A 17,301-nucleotide genomic window follows, 5' to 3' on the forward strand; every position below is an offset into this window, starting at 1 on the left:
CCATGACCACACAGACCACAGCGTCCGACAGCCCCCGCCCGCACAAGGACGAGGCCCCCACCGGCCTCATCGCCATCCCCGAAGGCCCCGCCCGCGCACTCGCCACCGGCGGCGGCGCCCTCACCGTCATCTCCGCCTTCCTCGCCTGGACCTGGACCGCCGCATTCCCCGGCGACCTCACCGTCTACGGCTACCCCGGCGGACTCCAATGGCTCGTCCTCATCGCGGGCGCACTCACCACCCTCTACGGCCTCGCCTCCTACGGCGTGAAGGGCCTGCGCGCCCTCGCCCCCGCCGGAGCCGACGCCGCCCTCAAATTCGCCTCCCTCGCCGCCTTCGCCACCGCCTGGTACACGATCCTCGCCATCAGCAAAAAACTCGGCGGACTCGCCAACCTCGAACCAGGCGGCTGGATCGTCGCCATCGCCACCCTGGCCTCCTTCGCCGGCGCACTCGCCCTGCCCTTCCAACGACCGCACACCTACCCGGTCGACCCCGAAGACAGCAGCTGGGAACAGTTCAAACACCGCGCCCGCAACGGCCTCACCATCGTCAAGGGCGCCTTCGCCGCCGACGAACCCGCAACGCCGCGCAAACTCAACTCGTACGTCGAGATCCTGATCATCATCGCGGCCCTCGGCACCGGACTGCTCGTCTTCACCTACGGCATCGGCACCGAATACGACGAACTCTTCATCGGATTCCTCATCACCGTCGGCTTCGGCTTCGCCGCACTCTCCAAAGCCGGACTCGTCGCAACGGTCTCCACCTACACCGCACGCCACCGCAACATCACACTCATCGGCGCGTTCCTCGCCGCCGCCGCCTTCCCCTTCACCCAGAGCGACGACCAATACGCCACCATCGGCGTCTACATCCTCATCTTCGCCACCGTCGCCCTCGGCCTGAACATCGTCGTCGGACTCGCAGGACTCCTCGACCTCGGATACGTCGCCTTCCTCGGCGTCGGCGCCTACGCCGCATCCATGGTCTCCGGAGCACCCACCTCCCCCTTCGACGTCCACCTCCCCTTCTGGGGCGCCATCCTCGTCGGCGCAGGCGCCTCGCTCGTCTTCGGCGTCCTCATCGGCGCACCCACCCTGCGGCTTCGCGGCGACTACCTCGCGATCGTCACCCTCGGCTTCGGCGAGATCTTCCGGCTCGCCGCGAACAACTCCGACGGTTCATCGGGGCCCGACATCACCAACGGCTCCAACGGCATCTCCTCCATCCCGAACCTGAAGATCCTCGGCTTCGACTTCGGCCTGGAGCACAGCATCGGCGGCTTCACCATCGGCCGCTTCGCCAACTACTTCTTCCTGATGCTGCTCATCACCCTCGTCGTCGTCCTCGTCTTCCGCCGCAGCGGAGACTCCCGCATCGGCCGCGCCTGGGTCGCCATCCGCGAAGACGAAACCGCCGCACTCGCCATGGGCATCAACGGCTTCCGCGTCAAACTCATCGCCTTCGCACTCGGCGCCTCACTCGCAGGCCTCGCAGGCACCGTCCAGGCCCACGTCACCTACACCGTCACCCCCGAGCAGTACCAATTCGCCAACTCGGTCCCACCCAACTCCGCCTTCCTCCTCGCCGCCGTCGTCCTCGGCGGCATGGGCACCATCAGCGGACCCCTCGTCGGCGCCTCACTGCTCTACCTCATCCCCAACAAACTCCAATTCCTCGGCGACTACCAGCTGTTCGCCTTCGGACTCGCCCTCGCACTCCTCATGCGCTTCCGCCCCGAAGGCCTCATCCCCAACCGCCGCCGCCAACTCGAATTCCACGAAACCGAGCTGGACCCCGGAGAGACGCCGCCACCCACAGTCCTCAGCAAGACAGGGGTCTGACCATGACCACAGACACGACCAAAGAGGACCACACCGCCGCCACCCCGGCCGGACAAACCGTCCTCGACGCCCGCGGCGTCACCATGCGATTCGGCGGCCTCACCGCCGTACGCTCCGTCGACCTCACCGTAAGCACCGGCGAAATCGTCGGCCTCATCGGCCCCAACGGCGCCGGAAAAACCACCTTCTTCAACTGCCTCACCGGCCTCTACATCCCCACCGAAGGAGAAGTCCGCTACAAAGGCACCATCCTGCCCGCCAAATCATTCAAGGTCACCGCGGCAGGCATCGCCCGCACCTTCCAGAACATCCGCCTCTTCGCCAACATGACAGTCCTGGAAAACGTACTGGTCGGCCGCCACACACGAACAAAAGAAGGACTCTGGTCAGCACTCCTCCGCGGCCCCGGCTTCCACCGCGCCGAAGCCGCATCCAAAGCCCGCGCCATGGAACTCCTCGAATTCGTCGGCCTCGCAGACAAAGCCGAACACCTCTCGCGCAACCTCCCCTACGGAGAACAGCGCAAACTGGAAATCGCCCGCGCCCTCGCCAGCGAACCCGGCCTCCTGCTCCTCGACGAACCCACCGCGGGCATGAACCCACAAGAAACCCGCGCCACCGAAGAACTCGTCCTCGCCATCCGCGACATGGGCATCGCCGTCCTCGTCATCGAGCACGACATGCGCTTCATCTTCAACCTCTGCGACCGCGTCGCCGTCCTCGTCCAAGGCGAAAAACTCGTCGAAGGATCCAGCGAAACGGTCCAACAGGACGACCGCGTCATCGCCGCATACCTCGGCGAGCCCTTCGAGGAGAACCACTGATGACCGCACTCCTAGAAGTCGAGGACCTCCGCGTCGCCTACGGCAAGATCGAAGCCGTCAAAGGCATCACGTTCAGCGTCGAAGCCGGCGAAGTCGTCACCCTCATCGGCACCAACGGCGCAGGCAAGACCACCACACTGCGCACCCTCTCCGGACTCCTCAAACCCGTCGGCGGCAGCATCAAATTCAACGGAAAACCACTCCGGAAATACCGCGCCGACCAGATCGTGGCCCAAGGCCTCGCCCACTCACCCGAAGGCCGCCACATCTTCCCCCGCATGACCATCGAGAACAACCTCCGCCTCGGCGCCTACCTCCGCAACGACAAAGCAGGCATCGAAAAAGACATCAACCGCGCCTACGACCTCTTCCCCATCCTCGGAGAACGCAAAAAGCAGGCAGCAGGAACACTCTCCGGCGGCGAACAACAAATGCTCGCCATGGGCCGCGCCCTGATGTCCCAGCCCAAACTCCTCATGCTCGACGAACCCTCCATGGGCCTCTCACCGATCATGATGCAGAAGATCATGGCGACCATCGCCGAACTCAAGGCCAACGGCACGACGATCCTCCTCGTCGAACAGAACGCCCAGGCCGCGCTCTCCCTCGCCGACCACGGCCACGTCATGGAAGTCGGCAAGATCGTGCTCTCCGGCACGGGCAGCGACCTGCTCCACGACGAATCCGTGCGGAAGGCGTACCTCGGCGAGGACTGAGGCGCCCCTCTCCGCACGAGGAGGCCCGCACCCCCGGTCGGGGTGCGGGCCTCCTCGTACATACGCCTGCTCGGGGCTAGCCCTTGGACGCCTTCTTCTCCTCCGCGTCCTCGATGACCGCCTCCGCGACCTGCTGCATCGACAGACGACGGTCCATCGACGTCTTCTGGATCCACCGGAACGCGGCGGGCTCCGTCAGGCCGTACTCCGTCTGCAGGATCGACTTCGCCCTGTCCACCAGCTTCCGCGTCTCCAGACGCTGCGAGAGGTCCGCGACCTCCTTCTCCAGCGTCTTCAGCTCCGTGAAGCGGGACACCGCCATCTCGATCGCGGGCACCACGTCACTCTTGCTGAACGGCTTCACGAGATACGCCATGGCGCCGGCGTCCCGCGCCCGCTCGACCAGGTCGCGCTGCGAGAACGCGGTCAGCATCAGGACCGGGGCGATGGACTCCTCGGCGATCTTCTCCGCCGCGGAGATGCCGTCGAGGACGGGCATCTTCACGTCCAGGATCACGAGGTCCGGCTTGTGCTCGCGGGCCAGCTCGACGGCCTTCTCACCGTCACCGGCCTCGCCGACGACGCTGTACCCCTCTTCCTCGAGCATCTCTTTGAGGTCGAGCCGGATCAGGGCCTCGTCCTCGGCGATGACGACGCGGGTCGTCAGCGGAGGCACGTGCGACTTGTCGTCGTCCGACGCGTCGGTGGTCTTGGGCGACTCGGGGGCGGTCACGGGGGGCTCCTCGGTACGGGCAGATACTGCTTCCCAAGAGCCTACCTAGCTGCGGTATGGTGGGGGCACGGCGGGTGACCGTCGACCTTCGTTTCGATGGAGCCCCGGTAGCCCAGCGGTAGAGGCCATGGATTCAAAACCCATACAGCGTCGGTTCGAATCCGACTCGGGGCACTTTTCCTTCGATTCCAAGGTCGCCACTAGCAAGCGGATGTTCTCGTTCCCGTGAACATCCGCTTTTTGCTGTCCTGCGTCATGCCGCTTCACTCAGAGTGTCCGCATGGAACAGCACAGCCCTTCACTTCGCGCCCAAGCCGTCATGTTGATGCGCCAGGGCACCCCCAACCGCATCGTCGCGGAACGCCTCAATGTCCCCCGCGGAACCGTCGGATGGTGGCGCAGCGAAGATCGGCGAGCGCGGGGGGAGACGTACGAGCAACCAACAGACTGTCCCCGGTGCACTAGCTGCGACTTCGACAAGACCGCGTACGCCTACCTGCTGGGCCTCTACCTGGGCGACGGCCACATCATCACCAAACCCAAGCAGCACCACTTATCCATCTTCTGCAACGCAGAGCAAACCGGTCTGATCTCAGCGGCCGAGGAAGCCATGCGTCAGGTCATGCTGCTACCCAGCGTCAAAGTGCGCTGCAGGCAGGGCTGCACCGAAGTGAAGTCGTACAGCAAACACTGGCCCTGCCTCTTCCCTCAGCACGGCCCCGGCAAGAAGCACGAGCGCAAGATCGCCCTCGAACCCTGGCAACAGGAGATCGTCGACGCCCACCCCTGGGACTTCATCCGTGGGCTCATCCACTCCGACGGCTGCCGCATCACGAACTGGACGACCCGCATGGTCGGCGGCGAGCGCAAGCGCTATGAGTACCCCCGGTACTTCTTCACCAACGTGTCCGACGACATCCGTCAGCTCTGCACCGACACCCTGGACAAGCTCGGCGTCCAGTGGACGCACTGCACCCGCCACGGCAATCCGTACAACATCTCCATCGCCCGCAAAGCCTCCGTAACCCTCATGGACACCCACGTGGGCCCCAAGCACTGACCCCACCCGCCCCCGCGCAATAGGACGGGTCACTCCCCTCCTCCACGCCCACTGGGACCTGCCCCAATTCCCCTCCGATTGCTTGACCGTGCCGGACCCCGCTGCGAGGTTCGGCCGCATGACTCCCTTGAATCGCCGCGCGTTCATCGCTGCCGCGGGCGCCGCCGCCGCGGCCGTTGCCATGAATCCTCAGACCGCTGCCGCGCTCGGCGACGGGGAGCTGGATTTCCGCGACAGGGACGATTTCGCCGACGCCGACAGGGGGTTCATCGCCGCTCTGACTCCCGGCATCGTGCGGAATGCCAAGGGGCAGGTGGTCTGGGACGCCGATGCCTACCGGTTTCTGAAGGGGGACGCTCCGAAGACCGCCGACAAGAGCCTGTGGCGGCAGTCGCAGCTCGTGGCGAAGCAGGGGCTGTACAAGGTGGCGGACCGGATCTATCAGGTGCGTGGGCTCGATCTCTCCAATATGACGCTGGTGGAGGGCGACGCCGGCGTCATCGTGATCGATCCGCTGATCTCGGCCGAGACGGCTGCCGCAGCGCTGAAGCTGTATCGCACGCACCGGGGCGACAAGAGGGTCACGGGGCTCATCTACACGCATCCCCATGTGGACCACTTCGGTGGTTGCCGGGGCGTGCTCCCGGACGGTTCCGGTGACGTGCCGGTTCTTGCGCCCGAGGGGTTCATGGAGCATGCCGTGTCGGAGAACGTGTATGCGGGGACGGCGATGCAGCGGCGTTCCGGCTATATGTATGGGGCGCAGTTGCCCAAGTCGGCTGCGGGGCAGATCGGTTGTGGTCTGGGGCAGACGGTGTCGCTGGGGTCGATCGGGTTGATTCCGCCGACGAGGGATGTCGCGAGGACGGGGCAGGTCGAGACGGTCGACGGTGTGCGGTTCGAGTTTCAGATGACGCCGGGGACCGAGGCCGCGGCGGAGATGAATTTTCTGCTGCCGGAGTTGCGGGCCGTGTGCATGGCGGAGAATGCGACGCACACGATGCACAACATCATTACGTTGCGTGGGGCGCAGGTGCGTGATGCCCGGCAGTGGGCGCGTTATCTGAATGAGTCGGTGGCGCTTTTCGACGGGAGGGTGGATGTGGCGTTCGCGTCGCATCATTGGCCGTCGTGGGGTGGGGATGTGATCGTCGAGTTGCTTGAGCAGCAGCGTGATCTTTATGCGTATATGCATGATCAGACGTTGCGGATGATCAATTCGGGGATGACGGGGCGGGAGATAGCGGAGGAGATCGAGTTGCCTCCTGCGCTTGCGGGGGTGTGGGCGAACCGGGGGTATTACGGGTCGCTGAGTCACAATGTGAAGGGGATCTATCAGCGGTACATGGGCTGGTTCGACGGGAATCCCGCGCATTTGTGGGAGCATCCGCCGGTCGCTGAGGCGAAGCGGTATGTGAGGGCGTTGGGTGGTCGTTCGGCGACGGTCGCGAAGGCGCGGGCGTTTGTGCGGGGTGGTGATCTGCGGTTCGCGGCGACGTTGCTGAATCATGTGGTGTTCGCGGATCCGGGGAACCGGGTTGCGAGGTCTGAACTGGCCGGGGTGTATACGAGGTTGGGGCAGGCGTCGGAGAACGCGGTGTGGCGGAATTTCTATTTGACGGGTGCCATGGAGTTGCGGGAGGGCGTCAAGGGGGCGGAGACGTCGGTGACGAGTGCGGATGTGTTGATGGCGCTGTCTGTGGACCAGTTGATCGATTCTGTGGCGATTCGGATCGATGGTCCGAGGGCGTGGGATCTGGAGCTGCGGATGGACTGGAGTCTTCCGTCGCTGGGGAGGGTCTGGCATCTCACGTTGCGGCATGGGGTGTTGACGTATCGGAGTGATACGGAGGCGGGTGCGGATGCCGGTGTCACGCTGACCATGACGAAGCCGCAGTTGCTGTCGATGCTGGCGGGTGAGGGGTTGGGCGACATCGTGGTGGAGGGTGATGTGTCGTTGCTTGGGAAGCTGCTGTCCGTGGTGGGGAAGCCCGATCCGGACTTCCCCGTCGTGACGCCGTGACTCAGCGGTCGTAGGCGCTATTTGGGGCTGTCGTCCTCGCCGATGTGGTGGATGCGGACGAGGTTGGTGGAGCCGGGGACGCCGGGGGGTGAGCCTGCGGTGATGACGACGGTGTCGCCTTTCTGGCAGCGGCCGATCTTGAGGAGCATTTCGTCGACCTGGTCGACCATGGCGTCGGTGGATTCGACGTGGGGGCCGAGGAAGGTTTCGACGCCCCAGGTGAGGTTGAGCTGGGAGCGGGTGGCGGCGTCGGGGGTGAAGGCGAGGAGTGGGATCGGCGAGCGGTAGCGGGAGAGGCGTCGTACGGTGTCGCCGGACTGGGTGAAGGCGACGAGGAATTTGGCGCCGAGGAAGTCGCCCATTTCGGCGGCGGCGCGGGCGACGGCGCCGCCTTGGGTGCGGGGTTTGCTGCGTTCGGTGAGTGGGGGCAGGCCCTTGGCGAGGATGTCTTCTTCTGCCGCTTCGACGATGCGGCTCATGGTTTTGACGGTTTCGATGGGGTATTTGCCGACGCTGGTTTCGCCGGACAGCATGACGGCGTCGGTGCCGTCGATGACGGCGTTGGCCACGTCGCTCGCTTCGGCCCTGGTGGGGCGGGAGTTGTCGATCATCGAGTCGAGCATCTGGGTGGCGACGATGACGGGTTTGGCGTTGCGCTTGGCGAGTTTGATGGCGCGCTTTTGGACGATCGGTACTTGTTCCAGGGGCATTTCGACGCCGAGGTCGCCGCGGGCGACCATGATGCCGTCGAAGGCGGCGACGATGTCTTCGATGTTCTCGACGGCTTGTGGTTTTTCGACCTTGGCGATGACGGGGAGGCGGCGGCCTTCTTCGTCCATGATGCGGTGGACGTCTTCGATGTCGCGTCCGCTGCGTACGAAGGAGAGGGCGATGACGTCGAATCCTGAACGCAGGGCCCAGCGGAGGTCTGCTTCGTCCTTGTCGGAGAGTGCGGGGACGGAGACGGCGACGCCGGGGAGGTTGAGGCCTTTGTGGTCGGAGACCATGCCGCCTTCGATGACGGTGGTGGTGACTCGGGGCCCGTCGACCGCGGTGACCTCCAGGGTCACTTTGCCGTCGTCGACGAGGATGCGTTCGCCGGCGGTGACGTCTTCGGCGAGGCCGCTGTAGGTGGTGCCGCAGCGTTGGCGGTCGCCTTGGATGCCTTCTTCGACGGTGATGGTGAACTCGTCGTCGCGTTCAAGGAGTACGGGGCCTTCACTGAAGCGGCCGAGGCGGATCTTCGGGCCTTGAAGGTCGGCGAGGATGCCGAGGCTGCGTCCTGTTTCTTCGGAGGCCTTGCGTACGCGCTGGTAGCGCTCCTCGTGTTCGGCGTAGGTGCCGTGGCTGAGGTTGAAGCGGGCCACGTCCATTCCGGCTTCGACCAGTGCCTTGATCTGGTCGTACGAGTCGGTGGCGGGTCCCAGGGTGCAAACGATTTTCGCTCGGCGCATGGTTCGACCCTAGGGCTTACCCGTCGGTAGAGATTTGGTCGGGCATGACTACTCAACAACCTTTGTGTGAAGGGTTATTGACAAGTGTTGAATTGTGCGGGGCGCTGCTCCTATGAGCGATCACCGTGCTGTGCTGGGGCTCAATTCGGGTGGGGTCATGGTGAATCGTGCGTTGACGGTGGCGTAGACGTGTTGGCGTTGGGGTTCGAGGTCGAGGGGTGCGGCTTCGTCGGCGAGGTCGGGTGCTCCGCCGTAGGCGGCGGCGCGCATGCTTCTCGCGGGGCCGCCGTAGCCGTGGTCGGGGGTGTTCTCGGCGCCGATGTCGGCGAGTTCGACGAGGGCGGCGAGGGTGGTGTCGAGGGCTTCGGCGTATTCGCGGGCGCGTTGGACGGCTTCGCGTACGGCTTGTTGGCGGGCCTTGCGGTGGGTGGGTGAGTCGGGGCGGAGGTCCCACCAGGGTCCGTCGATGCGGGTGAGGTCGAGGTCGGCGAGGCGGGTGGTGAGTTCGCCGAGTGCGGTGAAGTCGGTGAGTTCTGCGGTGATGTGGACGCGGCCGTGGTAGGCGCGGATGCGTTCGCCGCGGCCGTGTTTGTGGAGTTCGGGGCTGATGGAGAAGGCGCCGGTCTCGAGTTTTTCGACGGCTTCGCCGTAGGTCTTGATGAGGTCGAGTGCGGTGGTGTTGCGTCGGGTGAGGTTGTTGAGGGCGTCGCGCCGGTCGGTGCCGCGGGCGCTGACGGTGACGCCGATGCGGGCGATTTCGGGGTCGACTTCGAGGTGGGCTTCGCCGCGGACGGCGACGCGGGGGGCGTCGGGGGTGCCGTAGGGGGTGGGGGTCGTGGTCATGTGGCCCACTCTCGCATCGTGCGGGTGCACCGGACAGTCACCGGATCGCAACCTGTGGGGGCTGTTGCCCGTATGGCGGTCGGGGTCAGAATCTACGCGCGTTACATCGGTCGACTGAGGAGTACGGAAAATGCCGCTGAACCGCCGGAAGTTCCTGGGTACGTCTGCCGCGACGGGTGTGGGGGTGGCGCTGACGGGCGCGGCGGTCGCGCCGGCCGCGCGGGCGGCGGGGTCGGGGTCGGGGAAGGGCGCGGGGCGGCGGAAGCGGTATGCGTTCACGGTGCTCGGTACGACGGATCTGCACGGCAATGTCTTCAACTGGGACTACTTCACGGACAAGGAGTTCGACGACAAGGACCACAACGACGTGGGCCTGGCGAAGATCTCCACCCTCGTGAACCAGGTCCGCAAGGAGAAGGGCCGCGGGAACACCCTTCTGATCGACGCGGGTGACACCATCCAGGGCACCCAGCTGTCGTACTACTACGCGAAGGTCGATCCGATCACCGCCGAGCACGGCCCGGTGCATCCGATGGCGCAGGCGATGAACGTGATCGGGTACGACGCGGCGGCGCTCGGCAATCACGAGTTCAATTACGGCATTCCGGTGCTGCGCAAGTTCGAGGAGCAGTGCGATTTCCCGCTGCTCGGGGCGAACGCGCTGGACGCGAAGACGCAGAAGCCCGCCTTCCCGCCGTACTTCATGAAGCGTCTGCGCACTCCGCACGGCCGGGACGTGAAGGTGGCGGTGCTGGGTCTGACGAATCCCGGGATCGCGATCTGGGACAAGGCGAATGTGCAGGGCAAGATGACGTTCCCGGGTCTTGAGGAGCAGGCGGCGAAGTGGGTTCCGAAGCTACGCTCGATGGGCGCGGATGTCGTCATCGTGTCGGCGCACTCGGGCTCCAGCGGCACGTCGTCGTACGGCGATCAGCTGCCGTACGTCGAGAACGCGGCGGGTCTGGTGGCCGAGCAGGTGCCCGGCATCGACGCGATCCTCGTCGGGCATGCGCACACGGAGATTCCCGAGTACTTCGTGGAGAACAAGGAGACCGGCAAGAAGGTCGTCCTGTCGGAGCCGTTGAAGTGGGGCCAGCGGCTGACGCTTTTCGACTTCGATCTGGTGTGGGCGAAGGGCCGTTGGACGGTGGAGAAGATGGGCGCGAAGGTCCTGAACTCCAATACGGCCGAGGAGGACGAGAAGGTCACGAGGCTCCTCGCCGACGAGCACAAGAAGGTCGTCGCCTACGTCAATCAGGTCATCGGCACCTCGAAGGCGGCGATGAGCACGGCCGAGGGCCCGTTCAAGGACGTGCCGATCATCGACCTGATCAACCAGGTGCAGAAGGAGACGGTGGCCGAGGCGCTGAAGGGCGGCGCGTACGCGGCGCTGCCGGTGCTTTCGCAGGCGTCCTGTTTCTCGCGTACGGCGCAGATCCCGGCGGGCGACGTGACGATCAGGGACGCGGCGGGCCTCTACCCGTTCGAGAACACCCTGGAGGCGCGGCTGCTCACGGGTGCGCAGCTCAAGGAGTATCTGGAGTTCTCCGCGCGCTACTACGTGCGGACTGCGGCGGGCGGTCCGGTCGACCCGGCGAAGCTGACGAATGCCGAGAACATCCCGGACTACAACTATGACGCGGTGCTCGGCCTGACGTATGAGATCGACATCGCGAAGCCGGCCGGGTCGCGGATCGTGAAGCTGTCCTTCGGGGGCAAGGAGATCGATCCGAAGGCGGAGTTCGTGCTCGCGGTGAACAACTACCGGGCGAGTGGCGGCGGGAACTTCCCGCACATCGCGGGTGCCAAGCAGTTGTGGGCGAATTCGGAGGAGATCCGGAACACGATCATCGGCTGGGTGAAGGCGAAGGGGACGGTCGACCCGGGTCAGTTCGCCGCGGTGGACTGGAGGCTGACCCGGGACGGCACGCCCGTCTTCTAGATCTTCAGGAAGGCCAGGTCCACGGCGTCGGCGAGCGCCTTGGCTCCTGCGTCGTTGACGTGCAGACCGTCGCCGCTGTCGTAGTCGTCGTGGATCCGGTCGGGGTCGGCGGGGTCCGCGACGGCGGCGGCGAGGTCGGCGTAGGCGTCGAAGGGGCTGTCGGCGCCGCGGATCCAGTCGTTGACCTCGCGGGCCACGGCGATGCCTTCGGGGGTGGCGTAGCCCTCGAAGACGGTGTCCTTGTAGGGGCCGACGGTGGTGGCGATGGCGGTGAGTCCGGCCGCGTGGAGGCGGTCGGCGAGGGTGGTGAAGCCCGCGATGAGTTCGGCGGCCGTCGGGCCTGGCGCGGCCTGCGGGTAGGCCTCCTGGCCGGGGATGCCGAGGTCGTTGAGGCCGAAGTGGATGAGGACGTGGGTGACGCCGGGGACGTCGAGGGCGTCGCGCTGGAGGCGGGCGAGGGCGTGTTCGCCGATCTCGTCGGTGAGCAGGCGGTTCGCGGACAGGCCCTGGTTGACGACCCAGCCGGTGCTTCCGGCGTCGCGCAGGCGGTCGTTGAGCAGGTCGGGGAAGCGGCGGTCGGTGTCGGGGGTGGTGCCGGTGCCTTCGAACCAGGAGTCTCCGAAGGCGACGGCGATGGTGGTGCCCGCGGGGGCGAGGACGTCGGCGCCGCTGATGAAGTGCCGTGTGACGAGCTCTTCCAGGCCTTCGATGCCGTCGAGGGCGGGTGCGGAGAGGGCGTTGCCGGGGACGGCGTAGCCGGTGCGCAGGGGCACGGCGGAGTAGGTGGAGAGGCCGGTGTCCTCGGGCAGCCAGAGGCTGACGGCGAGTTCGTCGCCCGCGGTGACGGTGCGCTCGACGGGGTCGGTGACGGCGTCTTCGCCGACGGGGATGGTGAACTCCTCGGCGCCGGCGACGCGCAGGGGCGTGTCGCTGCCGGATTCGATGCCGCTTCCTTCGGTGCGTATGGCGAGGCGGGCGCCGCCGATGTGGAGGGGTTCCTTGCCGTAGCGGTTGCTGAGGCGGATGCGCAGGGCGCTGCCGCCGCCGTCGAGGCGGATGATCTGGCGCAGGGTCTGGTCGGCGAAGCCGCGGAGTTCGAAGAGGTCGATGTTTTCGTGGGAGCTGATGACGGCGGAGCGGAAGGCGGCGGTCCAGGAGGCCGTGGAGTCTGTGGTCATGATCGGCTGAACCGGTGCGGGGGGCCCGGTATTTCCCTGGCCGCGCATTTTTTTCACGGGAATATTCGGGGGCGCGGCGGTGCTTGGGGGCGGACAATTCCCGGCATGAACGAAGAACTTGCCGCTGCGCTCGACCCGGTGCTCCGCGATCTGAAGGCCACGTGTGCGGTGCGTCCGGTCGTCCAGGAGGAACGGGATGACGAGGGTGAGGAAATGATCGTGCTGTACGAGTCGGACGGCTCGGGCGCGGGGCTCGTCGTCCGCCATGGGGTGAGTGTCGCCGAGCGGACGGCGGATTTCGCGGATCAGGCCCAGGACTGGGCGGTGGAGGCGTTGTGTGCGCAGTGGGAGCCCGCCGTGTGGCCGGAGTGCCCCACGCACCCCGACGCGCATCCGCTGGAGGCCGGGGTGGTGGAGGGTGTCGCCGTGTGGTCGTGTCCGCGGACACGGAAGGTGGTCGCGCCGGTGGGGTCGCTCGGTTCTTGAGGCGTACGAGGTTTAGTTCTTGAGGCGTACGAGGTTCAGTTCTTGAGCCGTACGAGGTTGCCGCGCTGTTCCCCGATGCGTCCTGCGGTGCCCGGGTGTCCTTCGGCGCTCTGGAGGCCGAAGCTGGTGAACGCGGTGCGGCTCGGCAGGGGGTAGGGGTTCTTGCCGGTGAGGCCGTTGAGGATGGTGGCGCTGCGCCAGGCGGCGAGGCCGAGGTCGGGGGCGCCGACGCCGTGGGTGTGGCGTTCGGCGTTCTGTACGTAGACGTTGCAGCCGGTGCCGGTGACGGAGGGGTCGAGGACGAGGCGGTACTGCTCGTCGATGCGGGGGCGGGCCGAGGAGTCCTTGCGGATGTAGGGGTCGAGTCCGGCGAGGAGTTGGTCGAGGGGGCGTTCGCGGTAGCCGGTGGCGAGGACGACGGCGTCGGTGGTGAGCCGGGAGCGGGTGCCCTGCTGGAGGTGTTCGAGGTGGAGTTCCACGCGGGTGGTGGCGACGCGGCCCGCGGTGCGTACGGAGACGCCGGGGGTGAGGACGGCGTCGGGCCAGCCGCCGTGCAGGGTGCGTCGGTAGAGCTCGTCGTGGATGGCGGCGATGGTGTCGGCGTCGATGCCTTTGTGGAGCTGCCACTGGTGGGGGACGAGTCCGTCGCGTACGGCTTCGGGCAGGGCGTGGAAGTAGCGGGTGTAGTCGGGGGTGAAGTGTTCGAGGCCGAGTTTGGAGTACTCCATGGGGGCGAACGCTTCGGTGCGGGCGAGCCAGTGGATCTTTTCTTGGCCGGCGGGGCGGGCGCGGAGCAGGTCGAGGAAGATTTCGGCGCCGGACTGTCCTGAGCCGATGACGGTGATGTGTTCGGCGGTCAGGAGTTGTTCGCGGTGGTCGAGGTAGTCGGCGGCGTGGAGGACGGGGACGGTGGGGGCTTCGGCGAGGGGTTTGAGGGGTTCGGGGATGTAGGGGGCGGTGCCGACGCCGAGGGCGATGTTCTTGGTGTAGGTGCGGCCGAGGGCTTCTGCTTCGCCGTCGGTGTCGAGTTGGGTGAAGTCGACTTCGAACAGGGCTCGTTCGGGGTTCCAGCGGACGGCGTCGACCTGGTGGCCGAAGTGGAGTCCGGGGAGGTTTTCGCTGACCCAGCGGCAGTAGGCGTCGTATTCGGCGCGTTGGATGTGGAAGCGCTCGGCGAAGTAGAACGGGAAGAGGCGTTCGCGGGTCTTGAGGTAGCTGAGGAAGGACCAGGGGCTCGCGGGGTCGGCGAGGGTGACGAGGTCGGCGAGGAAGGGGACTTGGAGGGTGGCGCCGTCGATGAGGAGGCCGGGGTGCCAGTGGAATGCGGGTTGTTGTTCGTAGAAGGCGGTGTCGAGTTCGCCGAGGGGCTGGGCGAGGGCGGCGAGGGAGAGGTTGAACGGGCCGATGCCGATGCCGACCAGGTCGCGGGGGTCTTCGGGGGTGGTGAGCGGCTGGGGGTCGGGGTGGTCGGGGGTGCCGGTCATCGGGGTGTGCTTCCTTCCGGGGGTGTGGGTTGGGGTGCTGCTTCGACGGGTTCGACTGGTTCGACTGGTTCGACGAGTTCGACGAGTTTGAGGAGGGCGGCGAGGTCGTCCGGCCTGGTGTGGGGGTTGAGGAGGGTGGCTTTGAGCCAGCGGCAGCCGTCGAGGTCGGCGCGGCCGAGGACGGCGGTGCCTTCGGTGAGGAGGGTGCGGCGTACGTGGGCGATGTGGTGGTCGTCGGCGCGGGTGGGCCGGAAGAGGACGGTGCTGATGGCGGGGGTGTCGTAGAGCTCGAAGGCGGGGTGGGCGTCGACGAGGTCGGCGAATTCGGCTGCCTGGTCGCAGACTTGGTCGACGAGGGCGCCGAGTCCGCTGCGGCCGAGGGCTTTGAGGGTGACGGCGATCTTGAGGATGTCGGGGCGTCGGGTGGTGCGCAGGGAGCGGCCGAGGAGGTCGGGGAGGCCCGCTTCGGTGTCGTCGTCGGCGTTGAGGTAGTCGGCGCGGTGGGTGAGGGCGTCGAGGTCGCGGGGGTCGCGGGCGGCGATGATTCCGGCCGCGGCGGGCTGCCAGCCGAGTTTGTGCAGGTCGAGGGTGACGGTGTCGGCGCGTTCGATGCCGCGCAGGTGGTGTTTGCGGGTGTCGCTGAAGAGGAGTCCGCCGCCGTATGCGGCGTCGACGTGGAGGCGGGCGTCGTGGGCGGCGCAGAGGTCGGCGATGTCGTCGAGGGGGTCGATGAGTCCGGCGTCGGTGGTTCCGGCGGTCGCGGCGACGAGGAACTGGCGTGGTGGGCCGCCGAGTTCGGTGAGGGCTTCGTCGAGGGCGGCGGGGTCGAGGGTGCCCGCGGGGGCGGGTACGGCGATGGGTTCGGGCAGGCCGAGGAGCCAGGCGGCGCGGGCGAGCGAGTGGTGGGCGTTGTCGCCGACGAGGAGTTGGACGGGGCCGCGGACGGGGCCGTGCCGGGTGGCGGCTTCGCGGGCGAGGAGCAGCGCGAGCTGGTTGGATTCGGTGCCGCCGGTGGTGATGAGGGCGTCGCCTTCGGGGTGGATCTGGGTGGCGATGGCGTGGGTGACGAGGGCTTCGAGTGTGGAGGCCGCGGGTGCCTGGTCCCAGGAGTCCATGGAGGCGTTGAGTGCGCTCGCGGCGAGGTCGGCTGCGGCGGCGACGGCGAGCGGCGGGCAGTGCAGGTGGGCCGCGCACAGTGGATCCGCGGGGTCGGCGGCGCCTTCGGCGAGGGCGTGGACGAGGGTGCGCAGGGCGTGTTCGGCGCCGGTGCCGTGGTCGGGCAGGACGGGGTGGGCGGCGGCGTGGACGCGTTGGGTGACGGCGTCGGGGCCGCCGGCGGGGAGGGGGCCGCGGCGTGCGGCCGCCCCGTCGCGGAGGGCGTCGAGCGCGATGCCGAGCAACGGCCGCAGGTCGTGCGGCCCTTGGGTGCCTCCGGCGAGGGGCGGCGGGGTGCGCGGGGTACTCATGGGGGGTGGTGTCCTTCGGGTGCGCGCGTGCGGGGGCACCAGCCTGTACGTCGCGTGGGCGGCGCGCCCGAATACCTCAACGATCCGAACCCGAAAGTGGTACTGCCGTGCGGAGAAAACGTGTTGGGGCGCCGCTTGGTGCTAAGCGCTCCGCGGGAAGTACGGTCCACATCTGCGGGTGCGTCGTGGCTGGTCGCTCCCCCAAGCTCTCAACTCCGTTCGAGCAGGGGGCACCCCCCTCGCGGCGGAGCCGCATATCGACACAGCCCCGCGCCCCTTCGGGGCGCACCCGAACCGCACCAGACTTCCACAAGGCCGCTTAGGCGCTCTACCGGAAGTCGTCCTTGTGGTCGTGGGCCCACTGCTCGAACGTGCGGGCGGGTGTGCCGGTGACCTTTTCGACCGTGGTGGTGATCTCCGGTGCGACGCCGACGGCCTCGGCGAGGCTGGCGAGGACGGCGGGGAGCATCTGGGGCGGGACGTGCGGGAAGTGCTCGGGCTCGACCTCTTCGGGCGGTACGTCGATGAAGCGCAGCGTCCGGCCGAGCGCGGCGCCGATCGCGTGGATCTGCTCCTCGGCGGTGACGGCCGTGGGCCCGGTGAGGCGGTGGGCGGTGTCGGGGCCCGTGGGCGCCAGGAGGGCGCGGGCGGCGACGGCGGCTATGTCGGCCTCGTGGATGGGGGCGGTCAGGGCGCCGGGGAAGGGGCCGCGGACGGTGTCGCCGGTGCGGATCTGGGGCGCCCACTGGAGGGAGTTGACGGCGAAGGCGTTGGGCCGCAGGAAGGTCCTGTCGAGGCCGCTGGCGCGTACGCGGTCCTCCAGTTCCGTGTGCATGACGTGGATGGGGTGGGTGGGGTCGGCGCCGTCCTGGATGATGCCGGAGGAGAGGACGGCGACGTGCTGGACGCCGCTTTCGCGGGCGGCGGCGAGCAGGGCGTCGGTGTGCTGTCCGGCCGCCTGGATGTGCAGGAAGAGACCGGTCGCGCCGTCGAAGAGCGGGGCGAGCGCGGCAGGTTCGGGCTGTTCGCCGGAGAGGTCGAGGCGGGCCACGTGGGCGGCTGCGGGCAGTGCGGCCCGTTCGGGGTTGCGGGTCAGGGCGCGTACGGGCACGTCCTCGGCGGTGAGTTGGGCGACGAGGGCGCGGCCCACGTTTCCGGTGGCGCCGGTCACGACGATCACTGGGGCTCCTTGCTGTGGTCCTGGTGGTGGGCCGTGGCCGGTGGGCCCGGCCCGGCTCCGGTCGA

14 protein-coding genes and 1 tRNA gene are annotated in these 17,301 nt (G+C 67.4%); 8 read left to right on the forward strand and 7 right to left on the reverse strand.

Annotated features, from left to right (window positions below; all coding sequences use genetic code 11):
* The first annotated feature begins 2 nt into the window (after positions 1-2).
* From ACFWZ2_RS20965 to ACFWZ2_RS20975, 3 genes are read left to right on the forward strand one after another with little or no spacing between them, the layout of a single operon-like run.
* Positions 3-1,847 (forward strand): branched-chain amino acid ABC transporter permease, encoded by a 1,845-nt coding sequence (locus ACFWZ2_RS20965; protein WP_384547754.1) that lies wholly within the window; start codon positions 3-5, stop codon positions 1,845-1,847.
* 2 nt (positions 1,848-1,849) lie between these two features.
* Positions 1,850-2,671 (forward strand): ABC transporter ATP-binding protein, encoded by an 822-nt coding sequence (locus ACFWZ2_RS20970; protein WP_384547756.1) that lies wholly within the window; start codon positions 1,850-1,852, stop codon positions 2,669-2,671.
* Positions 2,671-3,387 carry an ABC transporter ATP-binding protein gene (locus tag ACFWZ2_RS20975; RefSeq protein WP_384547757.1) on the forward strand — a complete coding sequence of 239 codons (717 nt, stop codon included), beginning with the start codon at positions 2,671-2,673 and terminating at the stop codon, positions 3,385-3,387. The genes ACFWZ2_RS20970 and ACFWZ2_RS20975 overlap by 1 nt, the downstream gene beginning before the upstream one ends.
* Positions 3,388-3,463: 76 nt before the next feature.
* Here the strand turns inward: ACFWZ2_RS20975 and ACFWZ2_RS20980 are convergent, their stop codons facing one another.
* Positions 3,464-4,120, reverse strand: coding sequence for an ANTAR domain-containing response regulator (locus ACFWZ2_RS20980; protein ID WP_384547759.1), 657 nt, complete (start codon positions 4,118-4,120; stop codon positions 3,464-3,466).
* A gap of 101 nt (positions 4,121-4,221) precedes the next feature.
* Here ACFWZ2_RS20980 and ACFWZ2_RS20985 point away from each other — a divergent pair.
* The 3 genes from ACFWZ2_RS20985 to ACFWZ2_RS20995 all read left to right on the forward strand — a co-directional run bounded on the left by ACFWZ2_RS20985 (position 4,222) and on the right by ACFWZ2_RS20995 (position 7,203).
* A tRNA-Leu gene (locus ACFWZ2_RS20985) sits at positions 4,222-4,294 on the forward strand.
* Between the two features lie 106 nt (positions 4,295-4,400).
* Positions 4,401-5,180 (forward strand): helix-turn-helix domain-containing protein, encoded by a 780-nt coding sequence (locus tag ACFWZ2_RS20990; protein ID WP_384547760.1) that lies wholly within the window; start codon positions 4,401-4,403, stop codon positions 5,178-5,180.
* 118 nt (positions 5,181-5,298) lie between these two features.
* Positions 5,299-7,203, forward strand: a complete 1,905-nt coding sequence (locus tag ACFWZ2_RS20995) for an alkyl/aryl-sulfatase (protein WP_384547762.1) — start codon at positions 5,299-5,301, stop codon at positions 7,201-7,203.
* A 17-nt stretch (positions 7,204-7,220) separates the two neighbouring features.
* Here the strand turns inward: ACFWZ2_RS20995 and pyk are convergent, their stop codons facing one another.
* Together pyk and ACFWZ2_RS21005 are read right to left on the reverse strand one after the other, a co-directional pair.
* A complete protein-coding gene (pyk, locus tag ACFWZ2_RS21000; protein ID WP_384547764.1) occupies positions 7,221-8,657 on the reverse strand; it encodes a pyruvate kinase in 1,437 nt (478 codons plus the stop codon).
* Positions 8,658-8,777: 120 nt separating this feature from the next.
* Positions 8,778-9,500 (reverse strand): SIMPL domain-containing protein, encoded by a 723-nt coding sequence (locus ACFWZ2_RS21005; RefSeq protein ID WP_384547766.1) that lies wholly within the window; start codon positions 9,498-9,500, stop codon positions 8,778-8,780.
* 130 nt (positions 9,501-9,630) lie between these two features.
* On the opposite strand from ACFWZ2_RS21005, the gene ACFWZ2_RS21010 reads away from it, so the two are divergent.
* Entirely contained in the window at positions 9,631-11,442 is a 1,812-nt protein-coding gene (locus ACFWZ2_RS21010) for a bifunctional metallophosphatase/5'-nucleotidase (RefSeq protein WP_384547767.1), read from the forward strand.
* Here ACFWZ2_RS21010 and ACFWZ2_RS21015 read toward each other — a convergent pair.
* On the reverse strand, positions 11,439-12,620 hold the full coding sequence (locus tag ACFWZ2_RS21015) for a GDSL-type esterase/lipase family protein (protein ID WP_384547769.1): 1,182 nt from the start codon (positions 12,618-12,620) through the stop codon (positions 11,439-11,441). The two genes, ACFWZ2_RS21010 and ACFWZ2_RS21015, sit on opposite strands and share 4 nt — an antisense overlap.
* A 105-nt stretch (positions 12,621-12,725) precedes the next feature.
* On the opposite strand from ACFWZ2_RS21015, the gene ACFWZ2_RS21020 reads away from it, so the two are divergent.
* Complete coding sequence (locus ACFWZ2_RS21020) at positions 12,726-13,106, forward strand: hypothetical protein (protein ID WP_384547771.1); 381 nt, start codon at positions 12,726-12,728, stop codon at positions 13,104-13,106.
* Positions 13,107-13,141: 35 nt separating this feature from the next.
* On the opposite strand, the gene ACFWZ2_RS21025 is transcribed toward ACFWZ2_RS21020, so the two are convergent.
* The 3 genes from ACFWZ2_RS21025 to ACFWZ2_RS21035 form a co-directional block, all read right to left on the reverse strand.
* Positions 13,142-14,590: a lysine N(6)-hydroxylase/L-ornithine N(5)-oxygenase family protein gene (locus tag ACFWZ2_RS21025; RefSeq protein WP_384547773.1), complete on the reverse strand. Its 1,449-nt coding sequence runs from the start codon at positions 14,588-14,590 to the stop codon at positions 13,142-13,144.
* The gene (locus tag ACFWZ2_RS21030; RefSeq protein ID WP_384547775.1) at positions 14,587-16,056 is read right to left on the reverse strand and encodes a pyridoxal phosphate-dependent decarboxylase family protein; all 1,470 of its coding nucleotides are present in this window, start codon (positions 16,054-16,056) and stop codon (positions 14,587-14,589) included. The genes ACFWZ2_RS21025 and ACFWZ2_RS21030 overlap by 4 nt, the downstream gene beginning before the upstream one ends.
* 328 nt (positions 16,057-16,384) lie before the next feature.
* Positions 16,385-17,236 carry an NmrA family NAD(P)-binding protein gene (locus ACFWZ2_RS21035; protein ID WP_384547777.1) on the reverse strand — a complete coding sequence of 284 codons (852 nt, stop codon included), beginning with the start codon at positions 17,234-17,236 and terminating at the stop codon, positions 16,385-16,387.
* Positions 17,237-17,301 lie beyond the last annotated feature (65 nt).

The organism is Streptomyces sp. NPDC059002, assembly GCF_042740435.1.
Lineage (GTDB): Bacteria > Actinomycetota > Actinomycetes > Streptomycetales > Streptomycetaceae > Streptomyces.